The sequence below is a fragment of the Comamonas denitrificans genome (assembly GCF_017368815.1).
In the GTDB taxonomy this organism is placed as follows: domain Bacteria; phylum Pseudomonadota; class Gammaproteobacteria; order Burkholderiales; family Burkholderiaceae_C; genus Comamonas; species Comamonas denitrificans.
This window is the reverse complement of sequence record NZ_JAFNME010000005.1, coordinates 1-24,207: the sequence shown is the minus strand read 5'-3', so window position 1 is coordinate 24,207 and position 24,207 is coordinate 1. Positions and strand designations below refer to the sequence as shown.

The following is a 24,207-nucleotide window of genomic DNA, read 5'->3' as shown; positions in this document are numbered from 1 at the left end:
CGGCACCGCGCCTTGACCCACTTTCGCAAGGACTGCACACCAAATGATCGCCCACCATCTTGCCTGGGAAGGTTTGACTTCCCCACGCCCTGGCCCCAGGTGCGTGCTGTGCAGACTCAATGGAAAAAAACTGATCGCCCGCTAGGTGCAGCCCATGCACCTTTGGCGTGCTGGTGGATATTGCAAAAAGGAATGTAAGTGGCAACCAAAGCTGAACTCAAAGCCATGGCCGATGCGCTGTTGGCAGAAGCAACCCCAAAAAGCCCCCGTAAAAAAGCCGAACCCAAGGCCACGGTAGCAAAAAAAGTAGCGGCTGACGCTGACAAAAAAACAACTGCAGAGCAAATTGACGCTGAAAAGCCCGTAAAAAAAGCGGCTGCAGCTAAAAAAACAGTAGCACCCAAAGAGCCTGAAGCCGTTGTTGCCGCAGAAAAACCGGCCGCCAAAAAAACCACCAGCAAAAAAGCGGTAGCCACCGAGGTCGTGGCAGACGCTGCAACGGAAGAAAAACCAGCCAAAAAAGCCGCTGCAGCCAAAAAAACCACCAAAACGACAAAAACCACCAAAGCGGCCGCAGCTGATGCCGACAAGCCCAGCGCCAAGCGCGGTGCCAAAAGCAAAGGCAAACCGGCCCTGGATGACGATGCCGATTTGAGCGACATCGAATCCGACCTGGAGCTGGAAGCCGAACCCGAGGCCGCCGCCCCGGCCGAAGGTGTGGAAAAAGTCAAACCCCTGCGCATGAAAATCAGCAAGGCCAAGGAGCGCGCCTTGATGAAGGAATTCGGCCTGGATGAGACGGTGCTCACCGAAGAAGAAATGAACACCCGCCGCCAGCGCCTGAAACAGCTGATCAAGCTGGGCAAGACGCGCGGCTACCTGACCCACGCTGAAATCAACGACCACCTGCCCGACAAGCTGGTCGATGCCGAAACGCTGGAAGTGGTGATCGCCATGCTCAGCGACATGGGCGTCGCGGTGTACGAGCAAACGCCCGATGCCGAGACCCTGCTGCTGAACAACACTGGCCAGTCCGCCACGACCGAAGAAGAAGCCGAGGAAGAGGCCGAGGCGGCCCTGTCCACCGTGGACAGTGAATTTGGCCGCACCACCGACCCCGTGCGCATGTACATGCGTGAAATGGGCACGGTGGAGCTGCTCACGCGCGAGGGCGAAATCGAAATCGCCAAGCGCATCGAAGGCGGCCTGATGGACATGATGGAGGCCATCTCCACCTCGCCCGCCACGATTGCCGAAGTGCTGAAAATGGCGGCAGACATCCGCGAAGGCAAGGTGATCATCTCCACCGTTGTCGATGGCTTTGTCAATGCCAATGAGAACGACGACTATGTGGCTGAAGAAGACTTCGACGAGTACGACGAAGACGACGATGACGACGGCAAAGGCGGCTCCAAGGCCATGACACGCCTGCTGGAAAAGCTCAAAACCGACGCGCTGGAGCGCTTTGACCGCATGGGCGTGCTGTTCGAGAAGCTGCGCAAGGCGTATGACAAAGACGGCTGGGGCTCGCCCGCCTACGTCAAGGTGCAAAAGGCCATCACCGAAGAGCTGATGACCATTCGCTTTACGGCCAAAACCATCGAAAAGCTGTGCGATATGGCCCGCGCCCAGGTCGATGATGTGCGCAAGAAAGAGCGCGAGCTGCGCAAAATCATTGTCGATAAATGCGGCATGAGCCAAGAGCAGTTCATCAAAGACTTCCCAGCCAACCTGCTCAATCTGCAGTGGGTGGAAAAGCAGGCCGCCAGCAACAAGCCCTACAGCGCCATCCTGGGGCGCAACATCCCCGATGTGCAAGAGCTGCAGCAGTCGCTCATCGACCTGCAAAACCGCGTGGTGGTGCCGCTGGAAGAGCTCAAGCGCATTAACAAGCGCATGAACGATGGTGAACGCGCCAGCCGCTTTGCCAAGAAAGAGATGATCGAGGCCAACTTGCGCCTGGTGATCTCGATTGCCAAAAAGTACACCAACCGGGGCCTGCAGTTCCTCGATTTGATTCAAGAGGGCAACATTGGCCTGATGAAGGCGGTGGACAAGTTCGAATACCGCCGGGGGTACAAATTCTCGACCTACGCCACGTGGTGGATCCGCCAGGCCATCACCCGCTCGATTGCCGACCAGGCCCGGACCATTCGCATTCCGGTGCACATGATCGAGACCATCAACAAGATGAATCGCCTGTCGCGCCAGCACTTGCAGGAGTTTGGCTTTGAGCCCGATGCGGCCCTGCTGGCCGAGAAGATGGAGATGGCAGAGGACAAGATCCGCAAGATCATGAAAATCGCCAAAGAACCCATCTCGATGGAAACCCCGATTGGCGACGATGACGACAGCCACCTGGGCGACTTCATCGAGGACTCCAACAACGTCGCGCCCATGGAAGCGGCCATGCAGGCGGGCCTGCGCGATGTGGTGAAAGACATCTTGGATGGCCTCACCCCGCGCGAAGCCAAGGTGCTGCGCATGCGCTTTGGCATTGAAATGTCCACCGACCACACGCTGGAAGAAGTGGGCAAGCAGTTTGACGTGACGCGCGAGCGCATCCGCCAAATTGAGGCCAAGGCGCTGCGCAAGTTAAAGCACCCCAGCCGCAGCGACAAGCTGCGCAGCTTTATTGATTCGCTCTAAAACAGCCTTCCTCAAACAGCAACGCCCCGAAAGGGGCGTTTTTTTGTATGTGCCGAACCATCACTGGTTTAGCACCCTGGCTGAACGCCAATTTTGCGCAGAATGCTTTCGAGTAGACACCATTTGGTCAGGGCACTTTGCAGCAGGTTGGCACCAACGAAGGCCGTAAAAGCCAAAAACCATTGGCTGATAAACACGGGGCTGCCGGGAATGCCCAGAGCCAGAGACAACAAGATAAAAATACCGGCGATCAGGCGGACACATTGCCAAGAGGTCATAAAAAGCTTCCTTTCAGTTAAAAAAATATTTAAAAAGTGGCTTCTTTTGCCTATGGGCTCAGCAAAGTAGCTATTCTTTTTTATTAAAAATACTGCCGCTGAGCTGGCTGCCCGCTTTCAGCCCTTTGCTGGCAAACCAGCCTTGGTGCATCTCCAGCACAAAGCGCACCGGGGCGCTGGAGCAGTGCGAATTTTCATCCAGCGGCTGCATATCCACCAAATTGACGATGGCACCATCGTCGGCCAGGAAGGCTGCCGTTAAAGGCAGGGTGGTGTCTTTCATCCAAAAGCATTGCACCCCGGGATGCTCAAAGACAAAGAGCATGCCTTCAAAAGGCAGCATGGAATCGCGGCGCATCAGGCCAATTTGCCGCTCAATCGGGCGGCTGGCCACTTGGGCCACGATGCGGTGCATACCGGCGCGCAATTCAATGCGCGGCAAGTCCAGCTGCGGAATTTGCTGAGAAAAACTAAAGCCAGGGCTGGCCCAAGCGGCAATGCTGACAACCGCGCTCAGGATGTGCCGGACAAAATGCGCTGGCATGGCTTACTCCACATTCCACTGGTGCACCTCGGTGCCTTGCGGATTTTCTAGGTAGCGGCGCAGCGTCCAGCTCACCGTGCGAAACGATAATTCGTCCCAGGGAATATCTTTAGGCGCGAATAAACGCACTTCTTGGGATTCAAAACCGGGGTTGAATACCAAGCTACGCAATTGGGCCAAAAAATAAATATGCACTTGCGCCGCCTGGGGCACGCTGATGACCGAAAACAAGCGGCCCAAGGCAATATCGGCCCCCGCTTCTTCAACGGTTTCGCGGGCAGCACCTTGTTCCAGGGTTTCATCCAACTCCATAAAACCGGCAGGCAACGTCCAGGTGCCAAAGCGCGGCTCAATATTGCGTTTGCACAGCAAGATGCGCCCATCGTCGGCAACGGGTAGGGTTCCCACCACGTTCAGGGGGTTTTGGTACTGAATGTGCTGGCACTGCGGGCAAATAGCCCGCATGCGGGTATCGCCATCGTCAGGTACACGCATGGCGATGGCGTGGCCACATTGGTTACAGAAACGAATCGGGCGGGGGTAATAAGAGGCCATGGTGCTGTCCTTTGGCCCTAAAGAACGTTCACTTGCAGCGGTGCCAACCCGGTCACTTGCGCCTGCAAGCGATCGCCGCGCTGCACGGCCGCAACCCCGGCAGGGGTGCCGGTCATGATGAGGTCACCTGCTTGCAACTCCCAGGCGCAAGAGAGCTCGGCAATGATTTCGGCAATATTCCAAATCATGGCGCTGGTCTTGCCGCTTTGGCGCAGTTGGCCATTGACCTGCAAATCAATGGCCGCATGCTGCACATCGCCTGCCTGGGCAGCGGGGGTCAGTGCCCCCATGGGCGCGCTGGCATCAAAGCCTTTGGCGATGCACCAAGGGCGGCCCAGCTTTTTTAACTGGGCTTGCAAGTCGCGTCGCGTCATGTCTAGGCCTACGGCGTAGCCCCAAACATGCTGCAATGCATCGGCGACAGCAATATTTTTGCCACCGCTGCCCAGGGCGACCACCAGCTCTACCTCGTGGTGCAGATCTTGCGTCAGGCTGGGGTAGGGCAGAGGCACGCTCTGCCCTGCAGGGGCGCTAATGACGGCATCGGCTGGCTTGGTGAAGAAAAAAGGCGGCTCCCGTCCGGTATCCCCCATTTCCTGGGCATGGTCAGCGTAATTGCGACCTACGCAATAAACGCGATGAATGGGAAAGCGCTGGTCGCTGGCCACCACGGGCAAGCTGGCGGAGGGCTGGGGAGGAAAAACAAAATTCATGGCAACACGGACACTAAAACAATCTGCCAAGTGTGCCACGCCCACACTTCTTGGCTTGGTATGCTGGACAAATGAAAAACGCAAATCCTTTGCCCCCCGATTGGCTGTTGCCGGATTGGCCCGCCATCCCTGGCGTTTTTGCCGTGTTTACCAGTCGCAACGGTGGGGTCAGCCAAGCCCCTTGGGATAGCTTGAATCTGGGTGACCACGTGGGAGATGCGCCGCAGGCGGTGATGAGCAATCGCCAGTTGTTTGCCGCCCAATTGGAGCAACTGGCCGCTTGCCCGGTCACGCCGCACTTTTTGCAGCAGGTGCATGGGGTGCAGGTGTGCCAGCTGCCTTTGGCGGCTGCAGCTGCGCGCGCGTTTGATGCCTGCGTCAGCAATGCCATTGGGCAAGCCTGCACCATCATGGTGGCCGATTGCTTGCCGATTTTGATTGCCCACCGTGAGCTAAAAATTATTGGCGCTGCCCACGCCGGCTGGCGTGGCCTGGCCGGGCAGCAGAGCGTGGGGGTGGTGGAGCAGCTGTGGCAAGCCTATTGCCGCTTGGTGGAGCAGCAGCAGGCAACCCCTCACGCCGCCATCGCTGCGGCCACCCAGGTGTGGCTGGGGCCGTGCATTGGCCCGCAGGCGTTTGAAGTGGGGGAAGAGGTTGTTCGCGCCTTTACGCAAGCCAAGGCGCAGGCTGAAGCGTGTTTTCTTCCAGGGGCTGCGCCCGGCAAATGGCAGGCTGATTTGGCCGCCTTGGCCCGCCAGCGTTGGCAGGCCTTGGGGATTGACGCGATTTATGGCAATGACTCCAGCACCGGGTGGTGTACGGTTGCCAATCCTTCACGCTTTTTCTCGCACCGCCGTGACAGTGGTATTTTCGGGAGCACGGGCCGCATGGCTGCTGCCATTGTTCGCACTGTTTGAGGTGTTTTTTGCTTGTTCAGCCTCCCACTCTTGCTGCTCTTTTTGACGTTGGGCATGCAGGCGGCGCTTGCGCTGGGGAGTGCCAAAGATATAGATCAAGATGGCGCAGGGCAACAGGCCGTATAAAAGAAAAGTAATGACGGCACCTAATAGGCTGCCATTGGGCACAGTGGCCTCGGCGACGGCCATCATCACAGTGACGTAAAGCCATGCAATAACAATCAAATACATAGAAAACACTCGCAAAAACAAAGGGTAAATACGCAATTCATTTTTAAGGATTTAAATCCTACCTAAGTTAGTATGGTTTATATTGTCATCGCAAAGTATTTTGGCAACAATCTAAAAAGCATGCTTTTAAAAAAAGGAGTGGTGGCGTATGGCTTCTGAACCAATTTGGACGGAGGGTGTTCAACAATTTTTTACTGAACATTGGTCCAAGGCCCTGCAAACGTTTGGCCAATTAGGCACCGTTGCGCCTGCGGCGGACGCGGCCCAAGTGCAGTTTGATGTGGAAAAGCTCCAGGCGCTACAGCAAAGTTATATTGCACAGGCCAGCCAGCTGTGGAGTGGAGGGCTTTCGCAAGCCCCGCAAGTGCCTAAAGACCGGCGTTTTGCCAGTGAAAACTGGGCGCAAAACCCTTTGGCGGCGTTTACGGCGGCAGCGTATTCGCTCAATTCTCACGCACTCATGGGCATGGCCGAAGCCGTGCAAGCGGATGAAAAAACCCGCCAGCGCATTCGCTTTGCAGTCGAGCAATGGGTAGCGGCCATGGCCCCCAGCAATTTTTTGGCGCTCAACCCTGATGCCCAGAAAAAAGCCCTCGAAACCAAAGGCGAAAGTCTGAGCAAAGGCCTGCAAAATATGCTGCAGGATATGGGCAAGGGCTATGTCTCGATGACGGATGAAAGTGTTTTTGAAGTCGGCAAAAACGTAGCTACCACTGAAGGTGCCGTGGTTTACGAGAACGACATATTTCAATTATTGGAATACAAGCCACTGACAGAAAAAGTCCACGAGCGTCCGTTCTTATTAGTACCGCCTTGCATTAACAAGTTTTATATATTGGATTTGCAGCCGGACAATTCTTTGATTCGGTATGCAGTTAGCCAAGGCCACCGCACTTTTGTGATCAGCTGGCGCAATCCCGATGCCTCTTGCGCCCACCTTACGTGGGATGATTACATTGAACGCGCTGTGATTGAGGCCATTGGGGTGGTGCAAGAGATTGCAGGGGCAGCGCAAATCAATGCCTTGGGGTTTTGTGTGGGCGGCACCATGCTGGCCACCGCGTTGGCTGTGCTGGCTGCACGGGGCCAAAAACCGGTGGCCAGTGCCACCTTGCTCACGACCTTGCTGGATTTTTCCGATACCGGAATCTTGGATGTCTTTATTGACGAAGCCTTCGTGAAAAACCGCGAAGCCCAAATGGGGCAGGGTGGGTTGCTCAAGGGGCAAGAGCTAGCTGCCACTTTTAGCTTTTTGCGGCCCAATGATTTGGTGTGGAACTACGTGGTGGGCAACTATTTGAAGGGGGAAACTCCACCAGCATTTGATCTGCTGTATTGGAATAGCGATGCCACCAACCTGCCCGGGCCATGGTATGCATGGTATTTGCGCAATACCTATTTAGAAAATAACTTGATTCAACCCGGGAAACTGACCGTTTGCGGAGAAAAGATTGACTTTGGTCACTTGGATTTGCCGGTATACATCTACGGCTCGCGCGAGGATCACATCGTGCCGATCAATGCCTCGTACGCTGCAACCAAAGTGCTACCGGGTGACAAGCGCTTTGTCATGGGTGCTTCGGGGCACATTGCGGGAGTGATCAACCCCCCGGCCAAAAACAAGCGCAGCCACTGGATTCGCAGCGACAACGCCTTGCCACAGACGCTGGAAGACTGGATTGCCGGTGCAGACGAATTCGCTGGCAGTTGGTGGACCGATTGGGCCCAATGGCTCAAGGGCCATGCTGGCAAACAAATTGCAGCGCCCAAGCGCTACGGCAAGGGCACGAAATTTAAAGAAATTGAGGCCGCTCCCGGCCGCTATGTACTGCAAAAGGCTTAAAAACGTGGTTGTGATTCCTGTGCGGGGGCGCAGCGCCCTGGCATCCTGATTCGCTGGTTGCTCCCCTCGCGCAAAGATCGCAAATACGCTCTAAATCCCGTTTGCATTTGCTTCACCTCTAAGGAAAAGTTATGGAAGACATTGTTATCGTTTCTGCTGTACGCACCGCCGTTGGCAAGTTTGGTGGTAGCTTGGCCAAGGTGCCAGCTACGGATTTGGGTGCTTTGGTGATTAAAGAAGCCTTGGCCCGCGCCAATGTCGGCTTGGATCAGGTGGGCGAAGTCATCATGGGCCAAGTGCTGGCAGCGGGCGTGGGCCAAAACCCGGCCCGCCAAGCGATGATGAAAGCCGGTGTGGCCAAAGAAACCCCGGCCTTGACGATCAACGCCGTGTGCGGCTCGGGCCTCAAATCGGTCATGCTGGCCGCCCAAGCCGTTGCCACTGGTGACAGCGAAATTGTGGTGGCCGGTGGGCAGGAAAACATGAGCCTGTCGCCCCACGTGCTGCAAGGCTCGCGCGATGGCCAGCGCATGGGTGATTGGAAGATGCAAGACACCATGATCGTCGATGGCCTGTGGGATGTGTACAACCAGTACCACATGGGCATCACCGCAGAAAACGTTGCCAAAGAGAACGAGATCACCCGCGCCCAGCAAGATGCTTTGGCCATTGCCAGCCAGCAAAAGGCCGCTGCAGCCCAAGATGCGGGCAAATTCAAGGATGAAATCGTCCCCGTGGTGATTCCCCAGCGCAAAGGGGACCCGGTGGTGTTTGATACGGACGAATACGTCAATCGCAAAACCAACCTAGAGGCCTTGTCTGGCCTGCGCCCAGCGTTTGACAAGGCTGGCACGGTGACCGCTGGCAATGCTTCGGGCATCAACGATGGTGCTGCTGCCGTGGTGGTCATGAAGGCCAGCAAAGCCGCTGCCCTGGGCCTGAAGCCCTTGGCCACCATCAAAGCCTATGCCACCAGTGGTCTGGATCCGGCCACGATGGGCATGGGCCCGGTGTTTGCTACCCGCAAAGTGCTTGACCGTGCCGGTTGGGCCGTTGGCGATGTTGATTTATTTGAATTGAACGAAGCCTTTGCCGCCCAAGCCTGCGCTGTGAACAAGGTGCTGGACATTGATGCCAGCAAAGTAAACGTCAATGGTGGGGCGATTGCCATTGGCCACCCCATTGGCGCGTCGGGCTGCCGTGTGCTGGTCACTTTGCTGCATGAAATGCAACGCCGTGATGCCAAAAAGGGCATTGCCTCGCTGTGCATCGGCGGTGGCATGGGCGTGGCCTTGGCGGTTGAGCGCAAATAATCAAATACGCCAAACGCAATCAATTGACCCCTAGGGCTGCGCGAGCAGTCCATTTATAAAGCGATAGACTAATTCAAGGAGAAACTATGAGTCAAAAAGTAGCTTACGTCACCGGTGGTATGGGCGGGATTGGAACGGCAATTTGCCAACGTCTGCACGACGATGGTTTTAAAGTCATTGCTGGCTGCGGCCCCACCCGTGACTACACAAAGTGGCTCGACGAGCAAAAAGCGCTTGGCTATACCTTTTACGCCTCGGTGGGGAACGTGGGCGATTGGGAATCGACCGTCGAAGCCTTCAGCAAAACCAAAGCCGAGCACGGCAGCATTGATGTGCTGGTGAACAACGCCGGCATTACCCGCGACCGCATGTTCATCAAAATGACGCCGGAAGATTGGCGTTCAGTGATTGAGACCAACCTCAACTCCATGTTCAACGTGACCAAGCAAGTGGTGGCCGACATGGTGGAAAAAGGCTGGGGCCGCATCATCAATATCAGCTCGATCAACGGTGCCAAAGGCCAAGCTGGGCAAACCAACTACTCGGCGGCCAAGGCCGGGATGCACGGCTTTTCTAAAGCCCTGGCGCAAGAGCTGGCCAGCAAAGGCGTGACGGTGAACACGGTCAGCCCCGGCTATGTCGGCACTGACATGGTGCGAGCCATCCGCGAGGATGTGCTGGAGAAAATTGTCGCCACCATTCCCGTCAAGCGCTTGGGTGAGCCCAAAGAAATCGCGTCGATGGTGTCATGGTTGGCCTCCAACGAAGGTGGTTATGCCACTGGCGCCGAGTTCTCGGTGAATGGCGGTCAGCACATGCAATAAGAACGTGTTCACGTTCTAAGCGCCCTGCGCTGAAAAGCAAAACGCCTGCAACTAGTGCAGGCGTTTTTTGTTTGTTCTAAAGCAAGGGTGGGGACGGCGTTACTATCGACGGTTTGCTCAATGGGCGCTACAGCCAATGCACGCTAGGGCGATTAGCGTTTGCGATCGCGTTCGTCTTCAGGCCAGATGCAGGTGTTCATGATGGACTCTCAAAAAAAGGTGAGGTCAAAAACCAAAGGGGCTTAATGCGCTAAAAGCATTAAAAGCGAGCGGGGCCGCGTTTGCGATCGCGTTCGTCTTCGGGCCAGATGGTGATCGGTTGGGTTGCAGTCATTGCGTTCACTCCTTAGATGTAAGGTTTAACGCCAGGGCGGCCGCTTCGGTTTACTGGGCAGTGAAATTTTTTTTGGATTTTTATAAATGTTGTTGAGCTTGTGGTTGTTGTACGTTTCTTTGGCGGCAGCGCTGATTGCTTCGCCAGGGCCATCGGCCTTGTTGTGTGTTTCGCATGCGTTGGCGCATGGCGCACGTAAAACCATCGGCACCATTTTGGGCGGGATTACCGCCTCCATGACGTTGATGTTGCTCTCAGCCCTGGGCTTGGGGGCAATCATTGCCGCTTCCGATACGCTGTTTAGCGCGATTAAATGGGCCGGAGCGGTGTATTTGCTCTACTTGGGCATCAGCACTTGGCGCAACGCCAAGCAGGCACCGGCGGGTGTGGAGGTGGACACTGAGGTTGTCAATGCCGGTGCGCCAGAGCGTGCTGAGTCGGCAGATACCACCACCTTTTGGACGCTGTTTCGCAAAGGCTTGATGGTGGGGCTGGGCAATCCGAAAGATTTGCTGTTTTTCAGCGCCTTGTTTCCGCAGTTTATGGATGCCAGTGCGCCCGTGGCGGGGCAGTTGCTAATTTTGGGCTGTACTTGGATGGTGCTCGATGGCTCCATCATGCTGATGTATGTGCTGGCGGGGGCCAAATTGCTGGCCCGTTTGCATGGCACGCGCGCCGGGCAATGGTTTGACCGGGCGACAGGGGGGGCGTTTATTGCGGCGGCGGGGATTTTGGCGACAAGCCAGCGCTAAAGTATTTAAAAAAAGAGCTGCTTGCGCATTGTCTGTCTATATTTCAGAGGTTTTTTATACTGAAATATAGATGGTTAAAGCGCAAGCAGCTCTTTTAATATCAATTTTTATGCGCTGACAGGTTCTGCCATGCCTTGGTGGCGCAGCAGGGCATCGAGCTGCGGGGCCCGCCCACGGAAGGCGGTGAAGTTTTCCAGTGCGCTGCGGCTGCCCCCGCGCTCCAAAATTTCGTGCAGGTACTTTTGCCCAGTAGCACGGCTGTGGCTGCCGTCGGGGTTGTGCGTTTCTTCAAACGCGGCGTAGGCATCGGCAGAGAGCACTTCGGCCCATTTGTAGCTGTAATAGCCCGCCGCATAGCCGCCAGCAAAGATGTGGCTGAAGGTGTTGGTGCTGCGGTTGTAGGGCGTGGTGGGCAACACGGCCACCTCATCGCGCACTTGCTGCAGCAGGGCCAGGTAATCGCCGCTGGGGGCGGCCTGGGTGTGCAGCAGCATGTCGAACAGGGCAAATTCCACTTGGCGCAGAGTTTGCATGCCAGCTTGGAAGTTTTTGGCCGCCACCATTTTGTCGAACAGCGCCCGCGGCAGGGGCTCGCCGGTTTTGACATGGGCCGTCATGTGGCGCAGCACGTCCCATTCCCAGCAGAAGTTTTCCATGAACTGGCTCGGCAGCTCCACCGCGTCCCATTCCACGCCGTTGATGCCGCTGACATCTTTCTCCGTCACTTGGGTGAGCAGGTGGTGCAGGGCGTGGCCCGATTCGTGGAACAGGGTGATTACATCGTCGTGCGTGAGCAGGGCGGGTTGGCCATCGACCCCGTCGGCAAAGTTGCACACCATGTGCGCCACGGGCGTTTGCAGCTGGCCGTTGTCCGGGCGCTGCCAGCGGCTGCGCACATCGTCCATCCAGGCGCCGCCACGTTTGCCGGTGCGGGCGGGCTGGTCCAGGTAGAACTGGGCAATGGTTTGGCCATTGCGCTGCAGGGCGTAGAACTGCACCGCCGGGTGCCAGACCGGGGCCTGGTCGGGCACGATGGCCACGTCAAACAGGGTTTCGATGATTTTGAACAGCCCGGCCAGCACTTTGGGGGCGGTGAAATATTCCTTCACTTCCTGTTCATTGAAAGCGTAGCGCTGTTCCTTGAGTTTTTCAGCGATAAACGTCCAGTCCCAGGGCTGGGGATCGCTCAGGCCGAGGTGTTCGCGGGCAAATTGGCGCAGGTCTTGCACGTCTTTTTCGGCGTAGGGGCGGGCCCGCTGGGCCAAGTCGCGCAAGAAGGTGATGACTTCTTGCGGGGAATTGGCCATTTTGGGCACCAGAGAGACTTCGCCAAAATTGGCGTAGCCCAGCAACTGCGCTTCCTCGTGGCGCAAGGCCAGGAGCTCTTCGATGATGGGGCGGTTGTCGTACTGCTGGCCATCGCCTTCGGCCTGCTCCGAGGCGCGGGTGACATAGGCGCGGTAGAGCTTTTCGCGCAGGCTGCTGCGGGTGGCAAATTGCATGACCGGCAGGTAGCACGGGATTTTCAGGGTGAGTTTGAAGCCGTCTTTGCCCTCGGCTTGTGCGGCGGTGCGGGCCGCCTGCTGCACGTCGGCGGGGATGCCTTGCATCTCTTCTGCCGTGGCGTAGTAGGCCCAGCGATCGGTGGCGTCCAGCGTGTTTTCGCTGAATTTTTGTGCCAATGCGGCGCTGCGCTCTTGAATCGCGGCAAAGCGCTCTTTGGCAGCGCCTTGCAGCTCGGCACCGGACAGGACAAAGCTGCGCAGGGCGTTGGCATGGGCTTTGCGCTGCTCGGCATTGAGGGTTTGCACATCAACGGCTTTGTATTTGGCGTACAGGCGCTCATCGGCGCCCAGGCGCGTCCAAAACTCGGTGACCACCGGCAAGGCGGCGTTGAAGGCGGCGCGCAGCTCGGGCGTATCGGCCACGCTGCTCAAGTGGCTGACGGCGCCCCAGGCACGGCCCAGGGCTTCGGTGGCGGTGTCCAATGTGGTGGCCAAGGCGTTCCAGTCGGCAGGGAAGTCGGGGGCGGTGACGGTTTCCAGCGCTGCACTGGCATGGGCGATGAGCTGATCAATGGCCGGGCCCACATGCTCGGCACGGATTTGGTCAAACAAGGGCAGGCCAGCGCTGGCCAGAAGGGGGTTGGGGGTGTGCATAGTCATGGTGGCTAGGTTGTGGTGCAAACGCAGGGTTCAAGGCCTGCACATGGGCAAGATGCGATGAAGCAAGAGCTGTGACCGCTGATAAAACAAGTGATTTATCAGCAAAGTATTAAAAATTTTCTTTAACCATTGCGGTTGCAGCTATAAAAAAACCCTGGGGCGGGGCCACCAGGGTTTGTGCGAGGGTGTGCCGTGCGTTATTGCTTGGCTGCGACACGCTCGGCCGCTTCCAGGGTATTGACCAGCAGCATGGTGATGGTCATGGGGCCGACACCGCCGGGCACGGGGGTGATGTGGCTGGCCACGGTTTTGCAGCCGTCAAAGTCCACATCGCCGCACAGCTTGCCGGCATCGTCGCGGTTCATGCCCACGTCAATCACTACGGCGCCGGGCTTGAGCATGTCGGCGGTGAGCACATTGCGCTTGCCGACGGCGGCGACCACGATGTCGGCCTGGCGCGTCATGGCGGCCAGATCAGCGGTGCCGCTGTGGCAGATGGTGACGGTGGCGTTGGCCGCCAGCAGCATCATGGCCATGGGCTTGCCGACGATGTTGCTGCGGCCAATCACCACGGCGTGCTTGCCGCGCAAATCTTTCATGCCGATGCTTTCGAGCATCTTCATGCAGCCGTAGGGGGTGCAGGCTTTGAAGCCGACTTCGCCCACCATCAGCGCGCCGGCGCTGGCCACGTGAAAGCCGTCCACGTCTTTCAAGGGCGAGATGGCTTCGATGACTTTGTGGTCATCAATGTGCTTGGGCAGGGGCAGTTGTACCAAGATGCCGTGGATGCTGGGGTCGTTGTTCAGGGCTTGGATGCGCTCGAGCAACGCCGCTTCGGTCAAATTGGCATCGTATTTTTCCAAGACCGAATGAAAGCCCACATCGGCGCAGGCCTGCACTTTGTTGCGCACATAGACTTGGCTGGCCGGGTTTTCGCCGACCAAAATCACCGCCAAACCCGGCTGCACACCTTGGGCCGTCAAAGCGGCGGCGCGTTGGGTGACTTCGGTACGCAATTGGGCGGAGAGGGCTTTGCCGTCGATGATCTGTGCTGTCATGGTCGTGGGGAAAAGAGAAAAGGAGAGAAGGGGAGAAGCAAGAGGGGGAGTAAAAAAGCACGCTGCCAGCGCAGACGGTATAAAACGCAAGCACGTTTTGGTATCTGGCTGGCAGGTCGGTGCCGAGGGGCAAGTTTATGCGGTCGCGTTGTGGGCCGAGCCCAGGGCCACTTTCAGCAAATCGGCCACGGTGTTGGCCCCCATTTTTTCCATGATGTTGGCGCGGTGAGCTTCTACGGTTTTGATGCTGATGCCCAAATCGTCGGCAATTTGTTTGTTCAAGCGGCCAGCGACGATGCGTTCAAGCACCTGCGATTCGCGCCCGGTGAGTTTGGCCAGCAAGGCTTCGCGGGTGGCGGCCTGTTGCTGGTCGGTAAAGGCGGTGCGGGCGTGCTCAAGCATGCGCTCGACCACGCTGACCAGGGCACTTTCATCGAAGGGTTTTTGAATAAAGTCCAGAGCGCCTTTTTTCATGGTGTCCACGGCCATGGGCACATCGCCGTGGCCGGTGATAAAGACGATGGGCAGGGGCGAATGGCGCTCGATCAGCTTGTCCTGCAGCTCCAGGCCCGTCATGCCATGCATGCGAATATCGGCAATCAGGCAAGCGACTTCGCGGGGATCGTAACGCGCTAAAAAGGCTTCGGCCGATTCAAAGCAGCGCACGCGGTAGTCTTTGCCCTCCAGCAGCCACTGCAGAGAGTCGCGCACAGCTTCATCGTCATCCACAACGTAAACGATGCCTTTTTTCGCAGTCATATTCATAGGGGGTTCCTTATTGTTGGGGGAGAGTGTCCTTGTCTTCCTGCAGGGCGGCTGGTTCAGCCAGAGGGATCCAGAAGGAGAAACAGCAGCCCGTGACCTCCGATCCATTGTAGAGGTTCTGCGCTTGTAGTCGGCCGTTGTGCGACTCGATAATGCTGCGGCACAGGTTCAGGCCAATGCCCATGCCTTCGCTCTTGGTGCTGAAAAAAGCTTCAAACAAACGCTCCAAAACCTGCGGCGGCAAGCCAGGGCCGGTATCTTGAACGGCAAATTCCACCCCGGGGCGCTCTTCCAGCGTTTTGGGGCGCACCAGCAGCTCGACGCTGCGCCGCCCCTCGGGGCGGCCACCGTGGTCAATGGCTTCGGCGGCATTTTTCATCAAATTGACCAGCACCTGCTCGATCAAGATGGCATCGGCCAGCACTGGCGGCAGCCGCGCAGCAATGTGGTGCGACAGGCGCACGTTGCGCCGACGCAGCTCGAAGTTGGCCAGCTCCATCGCCTCGGCCACCATGTCTTCGACCTGGGCTGGGGCGCGGTTGGGTTCGCTGCGCTTGACGAAGGAGCGGATGTGCTGGATCACCTGCCCGGCCCGCTGGGCCTGGTGGGCCGTTTTCTCTAGCGCAAAGCGCATTTGGCTTTCCGTCAGGGTGCCGCTGTCCAGGCGCGAGAGCATGCCGCTGCAGTAATTGTTGATCGCCGTCAGCGGCTGGTTGAGCTCGTGCGCCACACTCGAGGCCATCTCCCCCATGGTGATCAGGCGGCTGGCGGCTTGGGCGCGTTCGGCCTGTTGCGCGGCTTGTTCCTCGGCCTGGTGGCGGGCGGTGATGTCGGTGGCAATCACCATTTGTGCCAGCCGTCCATCCACCCAGGTGAGGTAGCGCGAGCGCACCTCCAGCCATTTATTGAGCTCAGGCCAAAATACTTCGGCGTTTTTATTGCGGGCTTTGGGGCGCAGGTTCAGGGCATTGTCATCTTCTTGCGGGCTGGCTTTGACAATCCCGGCTTCCTGCAACAGCTGCAGATGCCCGGTGGTTTGCGAGCCAAACCACTGGCGGTACGATTTGTTGGCAAATAGCAGTTCGGCACTGCCCAAAGGGGCGACGGAGACCGAGGCATCCAGGGATTCCAGCACGATGGTGAAGCGCTCGTGGGAGGCGGCCAGCTGGGCACGGATGCGGTTGGGCTCGGTAATGTCGGTAATAGAGGACATCCACCCGGTGTGCTGGCCGTGGGCATCCACCAGCGGAGAGACATACAAACGGGCATCAAAGCAGGTGCCGTTTTTGCGCTGCACCTTGATTTGAAAGCCGCCGGGCACAGTTTTGCCGGACAGTTCTTCCTTGAGCTTGAGCATCAAGTTGGCGTACTCGGCCTTAGGCCAGTAAGGGTAGGGGGGCAGTTGGCCCACCAGCTCGGCTTCGTCCCAGCCGGTCATCTGGCAAAACGCGGCATTCACATAGGTGATGCGCCCTTGCAAATCGAGCGCCCGCATCCCAGTGAGCAGCGAGTTTTCCATGGCGCGGCGAAAGTTGGTCTCGGCCACCAAGGCCTCCTGGGTGCGCAAGCGCTTGCCGGTGTGGCGCCAAGTGCCCAACAGCAGCCAAGCCGTGAGCAAACTGAGCGACCCAACCAGCCAAAACAAGCCATTGCCCACCAGCCCGGGCGAGGTGCGGTAGGCCTGGGCTGATAAAGAGAGCGAATCGCCCACGGGCATGACGGGCAGGGTATAGGCCTTCAGGGGTTGCAGGCCAATCCAGGGCAAGCTCAGCCGGGGCTGGGCATGTGATCCCCCAGGGCTGGAGAGTGTGCGCCCCTGGGCATCGAGCATGCTGACGGTGTAGCGCGACAAAATTTCTGTCGGCGTGGTGTAGCGCAGCAGGTTATCGACAGAAAATTCTGCAAGCACTGTTCCTAAAAATTTCACACCCGCAGTAATGGGCACCTGTAGCTGCAGCATGGGGGGGGCCGCGTTGGGATCCATCTGCGGCTGCCAATACACACTTTGGGGCTGCTTGCGAATCTGGGCAAAGATGGTGGCCGTAGGGCCTGGCGGCAAAGGCCGGGCAGGGGTGTGCAACTGCCCGCTGGGTACCGCAGGGGCCGCTTGGCTGATAACCACAGTGCTTTCGGCATTCACCCAGGTAATAGCCTGCAGCTCGGGGTATTGGGTAATCAAGGTTTCGGCCCGGCTGGCAAATTCAGCCGTGCCCATTTGCTCCGTGGCCACGTCACGGGCCAGGCGCATGATTTGCTCTTGCCGCTCTAGCAGGCGCAGGCGCATGCGCTGCTGGGTGTAATGGACAGAGCGCATCAGGGCATCTTGCTCACGGTCTTGCTCTTCGGTGCGCAAGTACCAAAACGATGCGACGATGGCCACAAAAAACAACGCCACCGAAATCAACGGCGCGATGGCAGCCAAGCGGTCTTGGCGGGTGGGCGAAAGACTGCGCCACCAAGAGCGCCACCAGCGGGTGGGGGGCTCTAGCGAAAAAGGATTGGTCGGCGCAAGGTCAGAGTGGTGGTGCGGTGGCGGCATTGGCATGGCCGGCAGTGTAGGGGAGGCGGTTGCTTGCATGCATGCAATTGAGCGGGATTGCGCAATGTGCATCTGCAGCAAAATTTCACATTAAGAAACTAAAAAGCATGATTTGAAATTTTAAAAAAATATGCGACACTTCGCAGGGAAAGTGCCGCAAAACGTGCTGCTAATCAGGATTGCGCCAAGTGATGAAGCAAGGTTATACCTGCCCCTTCACGCAGCAAATATTCCAAATGCTCTATTGGCAGCGTGTCGTTGCAGACACTTGCAATGCAAGCCTCTTGACCTGGAGACGACAAAGATGACAACCCAACCCTCGACGACACAGAATACTCCCGCGCTGGATCCGCAAGAAACGCGCGAATGGATGGATGCCCTTTCTGCGGTGATTGACCGTGAAGGTGCGCAGTACGCCCACCACCTCATCGAAGAAATGCTCGAGCACGCGCGCCAAAACAGCATTGATCTGCCGTTTTCGGCCAACACCGGCTACGTGAACACCATTGAGCCGGCGCAGGAAGCGCGCTGCCCCGGCAACATCCACATCGAAAAGCGCCTGCGGGCCTTTATGCGCTGGAACGCCATGGCCATGGTGGTGCGTGCCAACCGCATCCACCCCGAAGATGGGGGGGATCTGGGCGGACACATTGGCTCGTTCGCCTCACTGGCTTCGATGTGGGGCGCGGGCTTTAACCACTTTTGGCACGCCGAGAGCGAAAACCACGGCGGCGATTGCATCTACTTCCAAGGCCACAGCGCCCCCGGCATCTACGCCCGCGCCTACTTGGAAGGCCGCATTACCGAAGAGCAGCTGGAAAACTTCCGCCAGGAAGTGGACGGCAAGGGCCTGTCCAGCTACCCCCACCCCAAGCTGATGCCCGGCTTTTGGCAGTTCCCCACCGTCAGCATGGGCCTGGGGCCGATGATGGCCATCTACCAAGCCCGCTTCCTGAAATACCTGCACGCCCGTGGCATTGCCGACACGGCCAATCGCCGCGTTTGGGTGTTTTTGGGCGACGGTGAAATGGACGAGCCCGAGAGCAAGGGCGCCATCAGCCTGGCCGCGCGCGAGAACCTGGACAACCTGATTTTTGTCATCAACTGCAACCTGCAGCGCCTGGACGGCCCGGTGCGAGGCAACAGCAAAATCATCCAAGAACTGGAAGGCGACTTCCGTGGCGCGGGCTGGAACGTGATCAAACTGCTGTGGGGCAAAGGCTGGGACGACCTGCTGGCCCGCGACAAGAGCGGCAAACTCAAACAGCTGATGATGGAAACCCTGGACGGCGACTACCAAACCATGCGCGCCATGGACGGGGCCTACATCCGCAAGAATTTCTTTGGTAAGTACCCTGAAACCGCCAAACTGGTCGAGCACCTGACCGACGACGACATCTGGGAGCTGCGCCGGGGCGGCCACGACCCGGAAAAGGTGTACGCCGCCTTCCACGCCGCCAACGAGCACAAGGGCGAGCCCACGGTGCTGCTGGTTAAAACGGTCAAAGGCTATGGCATGGGCAAGGCCGGTGAAGCCAAAAACACCGTGCACCAGACCAAAAAACTGGCCGACGAGGACATCAAATACATCCGCGACCGCTTCAACATCCCCATCTCGGACAGCGAGCTGGAAAGCCTGCCGTACTACAAACCGGCGGACGATACCCCCGAGATGCAGTACCTGCACGAGCGGCGCAAAGCCCTGGGCGGCTACCTGCCCAAGCGGCGCACGCACAGCGATGAGAGCTTTACCGTGCCGCCGCTGGAAACCTTCAAAGCTATTTTGGAGCCCACTGCTGAGGGCCGTGAAATCTCCACCACCCAGGCCTATGTGCGTTTCTTGACGCAGCTGCTGCGCGACAAGGCGCTGGGCCCGCGCGTGGTGCCCATCCTGGTGGACGAGGCCCGCACGTTTGGCATGGAAGGCCTGTTCCGCCAAATTGGTATTTACAACCCCAAAGGCCAGCTCTACACCCCCGTGGACCGCGAACAGGTCATGTACTACAGGGAAGACAAGGCCGGGCAAATTCTGCAAGAAGGCATCAACGAGGCGGGCGGCATGTGCTCGTGGATTGCGGCGGCCACGTCGTACTCCACCAACAACCGCATCATGATTCCGTTCTACGTGTACTACTCGATGTTTGGTTTCCAGCGCTTTGGCGACTTTGCCTGGGCTGCGGGCGACATGCAGGCCCGTGGCTTTATTCTGGGCGGCACCAGTGGCCGCACCACGCTCAACGGCGAGGGCCTGCAGCACGAGGACGGCCACAGCCACATCTACTCGGCCACCATCCCCAACTGCATCAGCTACGACCCCAGCTTTGCGCACGAAGTGGCCGTCATCATGCAAGACGGCATGCGCCGCATGGTGCAGAACCAGGAAAACGTCTTCTACTACATCACCCTGCTCAACGAGAACTACGCCATGCCGGGCCTGACTGCGGGCACGGAAGCGCAAATCCTCAAGGGCATGTACCTGTGCCAACCAGGGCAAAAAGTGCCGCAAAGCGGGCTGCGCGTGCAGCTGCTGGGCTCGGGCTCGATCCTGCGCGAATCTCTGGCAGCCCAAAGCATTCTGGAAAAAGACTGGCAAATCAGCGCCGATGTCTGGAGCTGCCCCAGCTTTACCGAGCTGGCGCGCGATGGCCAGGAAGTGGAGCGCTGGAACCTGCTGCACCCACTGGAAACCCCCAAAACCGCCTTTGTCGCCCAGCAACTGGCCGCCCATGCTGGCCCGGTGGTGGCTTCGACCGATTACGTCAAAGCCTTCCCGGAGCAAATTCGCCCGTACATGCCCAAAGGCCGCAGCTTCAAAGTGCTGGGCACCGATGGCTTTGGCCGCTCGGACTTCCGCACCAAGCTGCGCGAGCACTTTGAGATCAACCGCCACTACATCGTGGTTGCAGCCCTCAAATCGTTGGCCGACGAAGGCAAGCTGCCCGTCACCAAAGTGGCCGAAGCGATTGCCAAATACGGCCTCAAAACCGACAAGATCAACCCCCTGCACGCTTAATTGGAGAAGACAAAGTTATGGCACTCGTAGAAATTAAAGTACCGGACATTGGCGACTTCGACAGCGTGGGCGTGATCGAAGTGCTGGTCAAAGCGGGCGACACCATCAAGGTGGAGCAATCCTTGGTCACCGTCGAAAGCGACAAAGCCTCGATGGAAATCCCCTCCAGCCAAGCGGGCGTGGTCAAAGAGCTGAAAGTGGCCCTGGGCGACCAAATCCGTGAAGGCAGCGTGCTGCTACTGCTGGAAACGGCGGACAGCGCCACTGCTCCCAAAGAAGAAGCTGCTAGCGCACAGCCTGCCGAAGTTTCCACGGTAAAAGCACCTGAAACCAAAGCAGAACCAGCGGTAGCTACTTCGGTAAATGATCCGGTAGCCACTACGGTAACTGCAGCAGACACCACCGTGGACATCCGCATCCCCAATATCGGCGACTTCCAAGACGTGGCCGTGATTGAACTGCTGGCCAAGGTGGGCGACACCGTGGCCGTGGAGCAATCGCTGTTTACGGTCGAATCGGACAAAGCCTCGATGGAAATCCCCTCGCCCGCAGCGGGCACCATCGTTGCCTTGACCGTTCAGCTGGGGGACAAGGTGAACGTGGGCGACGTGGTCGGCCAGATGGTCGTGCAAGGCGCTGCCGCACCCGCTGCTGCACCTGCACCTGCAGCACAAAATACGGCTCCAGCGCCCGCCGCTGCTGCGCCTGAAGCTCCTGTTGCAGTAGCACCTGTGGCTGCGCCCGTGGCCGTTGCTGCCGCTGCCGTGCCAGCGCACAACCCCAGCGTGGCACCGTCGGCCCAGCTGCCTCACGCCTCGCCCTCGGTGCGCAAATTTGCGCGTGAACTGGGCGTGCCGCTGGCCGAGGTCAAAGGCTCGGGCCAAAAGGGCCGCATCACCCAGGAAGACGTGATGGCCTTCACCAAGTCCGTCATGGCCGGTGCCGTGCAAACCGCCGCGCAAGCGGCCACAGCCCCCAAGGCGGCCCCTGGGGCGGGCGGCAACGTCGGCGGTTTGGAAGTCCTGGCCTGGCCCAAGGTGGACTTTGCCAAGTTCGGCGCCGTCGAGCGCAAAGAGCTGTCGCGCATCAAAAAGATCAGCGGCGCCAACCTGCACCGCAACTGGGTGATGATTCCCCACGTCACCAACAACGACCTGGCCGACATCACCGAGCTGGAAGCCTTCCGCGTGCAAACCAACGCCGAGAATGCCAAGGCCAAGAGCGATGTCAAAGTCACCATGCTGGCCTTTGTCATCAAGGCCGTGGTCGCGGCGCTGAAGAAATTCCCCGAGTTCAACGCCAGCCTGGATGGCGACACCCTGGTCTATAAGCAGTACTACCACATCGGTTTTGCCGCCGATACGCCCAACGGCCTGGTGGTGCCGGTGCTGAAAAACGCCGACCAAAAAGGCATCCTGCAAATCAGCCAGGAAATGGGCGAGTTGGCCAAAAAAGCGCGCGACGGCAAGCTGGGCGCGGCCGACATGCAAGGCGGGTGCTTCTCGATCAGCTCGCTGGGTGGCATTGGTGGCACCGACTTCACGCCCATCATCAACGCGCCGGAAGTGGCCATCCTGGGCTTGTCCAAGAGCGCCATGCAGCCCGTGTGGGACGGCAAAGGCTTCCAGCCGCGCCTGATGCTGCCGCTGTCGCTGTCCTACGACCACCGCGTCATTGACGGCGCTGCCGCCGCCCGCTTTAACGCCTACCTGGGCGCGGTGCTGGCCGACTACCGCCGCATCCTGCTGTAAGAAAGGGCCGCACACTATGGCAAGCATTGAAATTCAAGTGCCCGACATCGGCGACTTCGACGAAGTGGGCGTGATCGAAATCCTGGTGCAACCGGGCCAGCGCGTAGAGCTGGAGCAATCCCTGATCACCGTCGAGTCGGACAAGGCGTCGATGGAAATCCCGTCCCCGGCCGCCGGCACCCTGACCGCGCTGCGCATCCAGCTGGGCGACAAAGTGCGCAAGGGCAGCATCATCGCCACCATGGAAGTGGAGGGCGCTGCGCCCGCAGCGGCTGCACCTGCTGCACAAAACCCAGCAGTCAGCGCAAGCCTGGCCGCGTTTTCTGAAGTAAAAACCACGCCCATTCAAGCCCCTGCAGCGGCTGCAGCTGCAGCACCTGTAGCAAGCGGCTTTTCGGGCCATGCCGATCTCGATTGCGACGTGCTGGTGCTGGGCGGCGGCCCTGGTGGCTACAGCGCCGCGTTCCGCGCCGCCGACCTGGGTCTGAAGGTCGTTCTGGTGGAGCGCTACGCCCAGTTGGGCGGCGTGTGCCTGAACGTGGGCTGCATCCCCAGCAAGGCCTTGCTGCACGTGGCAGCGGTGATGGACGAAGTGGCGCACCTGTCGGCCGCAGGGATTGACTTTGGCGCGCCCCAGGTCAATGTGGACACCTTGCGCGGCCACAAGGAAAAGGTCATCGCCAAGCTCACCGGCGGCCTGGGCCAGATGGCCAAGATGCGCAAGGTCACCATCGTGCGTGGCTACGGCGCCTTCGTCGGTGCCAACCACCTTGAGGTGGAAGAAACCACCGGCACCGGCCAGGACAAAACCGGCAGCAAGAAGGTGGTGGCGTTCAAGAACGCCATCATTGCCGCAGGCAGCCAGGCCGTGCACCTGCCCTTCTTCCCTGATGATCCGCGCATCGTCGATTCCACGGGGGCCCTCGCGCTGCAAGGCGTGCCCAAGAAAATGCTGATTGTTGGCGGCGGCATCATCGGCCTGGAAATGGGCACCGTCTATTCCACCCTGGGCGCACGCCTGGACGTGGTCGAGATGATGGATGGCCTGATGCAAGGCGCGGACCGCGATCTGGTCAAAGTCTGGCAAAAGATGAACCAGCACCGCTTTGACAAGGTGATGCTGAAAACCAAAACCGTCGGTGCCCAAGCCACCCCCGAAGGCATTAAGGTGCAGTTTGAGGGGCTGGATGGCACCCAAAGCGAAGGCACTTACGACCTGGTGCTGCAAGCCGTGGGCCGCACGCCCAACGGCAAAAAAATCGGTGCCGACAAGGCGGGTGTGGCCGTGACCGAGCGCGGCTTTATCGACGTGAACATCCAGATGCGCACCAACGTGCCGCACATCTTTGCCATTGGCGACATCGTCGGCCAGCCCATGCTGGCGCACAAAGCCGTACACGAGGCGCATGTGGCCGCTGAAGTCATCGCCGGGGAATTGCAGGGCAACAAAGAACTGGCCGCCGCCGCGTTCAACGCCCGCGTGATCCCCAGCGTGGCCTATACCGACCCCGAAGTGGCCTGGGTGGGCCTGACCGAAGATCAAGCCAAGGCGCAAGGCATTCAGGTCAAAAAAGGCCTGTTCCCCTGGGCCGCCTCGGGCCGCGCCATTGCCAACGGCCGCGACGAAGGCGTCACCAAGCTGCTGTTCGACGACAGCCCCGAAGCAGGATCAGGAGACGGCCATGCTGGCCGGGGCCACGGCAAGATCCTGGGCGGCGGCATGGTCGGCACGCATGCGGGCGACATGATCGGCGAGATCGCACTGGCTATCGAGATGGGCGCGGATGCGGTGGACATTGGTAAGACGATTCACCCGCACCCAACCCTTGGGGAGTCCATCGGCATGGCGGCGGAAGTGGCGCATGGCAGCTGCACGGATGTGCCGCCTGCGCGCAAGTAAGTCCGCAGCCAAGCTACCCTGACAAGGCCCGAACTGGCGACGGTTCGGGCCTTGTGCTTTGCG

Annotated in this window: 18 protein-coding genes; 9 read left to right on the top strand and 9 right to left on the bottom strand. The window is 58.8% G+C overall.

Annotated features, from left to right (window positions below):
- The first annotated feature begins 225 nt into the window (after window positions 1-225).
- Window positions 226-2,649 (top strand): RNA polymerase sigma factor RpoD, encoded by a 2,424-nt coding sequence (gene rpoD, locus J1777_RS03375; protein WP_242700369.1) that lies wholly within the window; start codon window positions 226-228, stop codon window positions 2,647-2,649.
- Window positions 2,650-2,717: 68 nt separating this feature from the next.
- On the opposite strand, the gene J1777_RS03370 is transcribed toward rpoD, so the two are convergent.
- From J1777_RS03370 to J1777_RS03355, 4 genes are all read right to left on the bottom strand, one after another.
- The gene (locus J1777_RS03370; RefSeq protein ID WP_207574427.1) at window positions 2,718-2,927 is read right to left on the bottom strand and encodes a YgaP family membrane protein; all 210 of its coding nucleotides are present in this window, start codon (window positions 2,925-2,927) and stop codon (window positions 2,718-2,720) included.
- A gap of 70 nt (window positions 2,928-2,997) precedes the next feature.
- Window positions 2,998-3,471, bottom strand: a complete 474-nt coding sequence (locus J1777_RS03365; RefSeq protein ID WP_207574426.1) for a DUF192 domain-containing protein — start codon at window positions 3,469-3,471, stop codon at window positions 2,998-3,000.
- 3 nt (window positions 3,472-3,474) lie between these two features.
- The gene (locus tag J1777_RS03360; protein ID WP_207574425.1) at window positions 3,475-4,026 is read right to left on the bottom strand and encodes an NUDIX hydrolase; all 552 of its coding nucleotides are present in this window, start codon (window positions 4,024-4,026) and stop codon (window positions 3,475-3,477) included.
- Window positions 4,027-4,043: 17 nt separating this feature from the next.
- Entirely contained in the window at window positions 4,044-4,739 is a 696-nt protein-coding gene (locus J1777_RS03355) for a fumarylacetoacetate hydrolase family protein (RefSeq protein WP_207574424.1), read from the bottom strand.
- Between the two features lie 71 nt (window positions 4,740-4,810).
- On the opposite strand from J1777_RS03355, the gene pgeF reads away from it, so the two are divergent.
- Window positions 4,811-5,656: a peptidoglycan editing factor PgeF gene (pgeF, locus tag J1777_RS03350; protein WP_207574423.1), complete on the top strand. Its 846-nt coding sequence runs from the start codon at window positions 4,811-4,813 to the stop codon at window positions 5,654-5,656.
- Here pgeF and J1777_RS03345 read toward each other — a convergent pair.
- Entirely contained in the window at window positions 5,573-5,887 is a 315-nt protein-coding gene (locus J1777_RS03345) for a hypothetical protein (protein WP_207574422.1), read from the bottom strand. The two genes, pgeF and J1777_RS03345, sit on opposite strands and share 84 nt — an antisense overlap.
- A 148-nt stretch (window positions 5,888-6,035) precedes the next feature.
- Here J1777_RS03345 and J1777_RS03340 point away from each other — a divergent pair, with 148 nt between their 5' ends.
- The 4 genes from J1777_RS03340 (at window position 6,036) to J1777_RS03325 (ending at window position 10,953) form a co-directional block, all read left to right on the top strand.
- Window positions 6,036-7,730, top strand: a complete 1,695-nt coding sequence (locus tag J1777_RS03340) for a PHA/PHB synthase family protein (protein ID WP_207574421.1) — start codon at window positions 6,036-6,038, stop codon at window positions 7,728-7,730.
- A 131-nt stretch (window positions 7,731-7,861) separates the two neighbouring features.
- Window positions 7,862-9,043 carry an acetyl-CoA C-acetyltransferase gene (locus tag J1777_RS03335; protein WP_207574420.1) on the top strand — a complete coding sequence of 394 codons (1,182 nt, stop codon included), beginning with the start codon at window positions 7,862-7,864 and terminating at the stop codon, window positions 9,041-9,043.
- 86 nt (window positions 9,044-9,129) lie between these two features.
- A complete protein-coding gene (phbB, locus tag J1777_RS03330; RefSeq protein WP_207574419.1) occupies window positions 9,130-9,867 on the top strand; it encodes an acetoacetyl-CoA reductase in 738 nt (245 codons plus the stop codon).
- A 420-nt stretch (window positions 9,868-10,287) separates the two neighbouring features.
- The gene (locus tag J1777_RS03325; protein WP_207574418.1) at window positions 10,288-10,953 is read left to right on the top strand and encodes a LysE family translocator; all 666 of its coding nucleotides are present in this window, start codon (window positions 10,288-10,290) and stop codon (window positions 10,951-10,953) included.
- A gap of 107 nt (window positions 10,954-11,060) precedes the next feature.
- On the opposite strand, the gene J1777_RS03320 is transcribed toward J1777_RS03325, so the two are convergent.
- From J1777_RS03320 to J1777_RS03305, 4 genes are all read right to left on the bottom strand, one after another.
- Window positions 11,061-13,118, bottom strand: coding sequence for a M3 family metallopeptidase (locus J1777_RS03320; protein ID WP_242700362.1), 2,058 nt, complete (start codon window positions 13,116-13,118; stop codon window positions 11,061-11,063).
- Between the two features lie 197 nt (window positions 13,119-13,315).
- Complete coding sequence (gene folD, locus J1777_RS03315; RefSeq protein ID WP_207574417.1) at window positions 13,316-14,176, bottom strand: bifunctional methylenetetrahydrofolate dehydrogenase/methenyltetrahydrofolate cyclohydrolase FolD; 861 nt, start codon at window positions 14,174-14,176, stop codon at window positions 13,316-13,318.
- A gap of 135 nt (window positions 14,177-14,311) precedes the next feature.
- Window positions 14,312-14,941: a response regulator transcription factor gene (locus J1777_RS03310; protein ID WP_207574416.1), complete on the bottom strand. Its 630-nt coding sequence runs from the start codon at window positions 14,939-14,941 to the stop codon at window positions 14,312-14,314.
- 10 nt (window positions 14,942-14,951) lie between these two features.
- Window positions 14,952-17,480 carry a PAS domain S-box protein gene (locus J1777_RS03305; RefSeq protein ID WP_207574523.1) on the bottom strand — a complete coding sequence of 843 codons (2,529 nt, stop codon included), beginning with the start codon at window positions 17,478-17,480 and terminating at the stop codon, window positions 14,952-14,954.
- Between the two features lie 304 nt (window positions 17,481-17,784).
- Between J1777_RS03305 and aceE the strand changes: the two genes are divergently transcribed.
- The 3 genes from aceE to lpdA are packed head-to-tail and all read left to right on the top strand — an operon-like array spanning window position 17,785 to window position 24,144.
- Window positions 17,785-20,493, top strand: coding sequence for a pyruvate dehydrogenase (acetyl-transferring), homodimeric type (gene aceE, locus J1777_RS03300; protein WP_207574415.1), 2,709 nt, complete (start codon window positions 17,785-17,787; stop codon window positions 20,491-20,493).
- A gap of 17 nt (window positions 20,494-20,510) precedes the next feature.
- The gene (gene aceF, locus J1777_RS03295) at window positions 20,511-22,244 is read left to right on the top strand and encodes a dihydrolipoyllysine-residue acetyltransferase (protein WP_207574414.1); all 1,734 of its coding nucleotides are present in this window, start codon (window positions 20,511-20,513) and stop codon (window positions 22,242-22,244) included.
- A gap of 16 nt (window positions 22,245-22,260) precedes the next feature.
- Window positions 22,261-24,144, top strand: coding sequence for a dihydrolipoyl dehydrogenase (gene lpdA, locus J1777_RS03290; RefSeq protein ID WP_207574413.1), 1,884 nt, complete (start codon window positions 22,261-22,263; stop codon window positions 24,142-24,144).
- The last annotated feature ends 63 nt before the right edge of the window (window positions 24,145-24,207 follow it).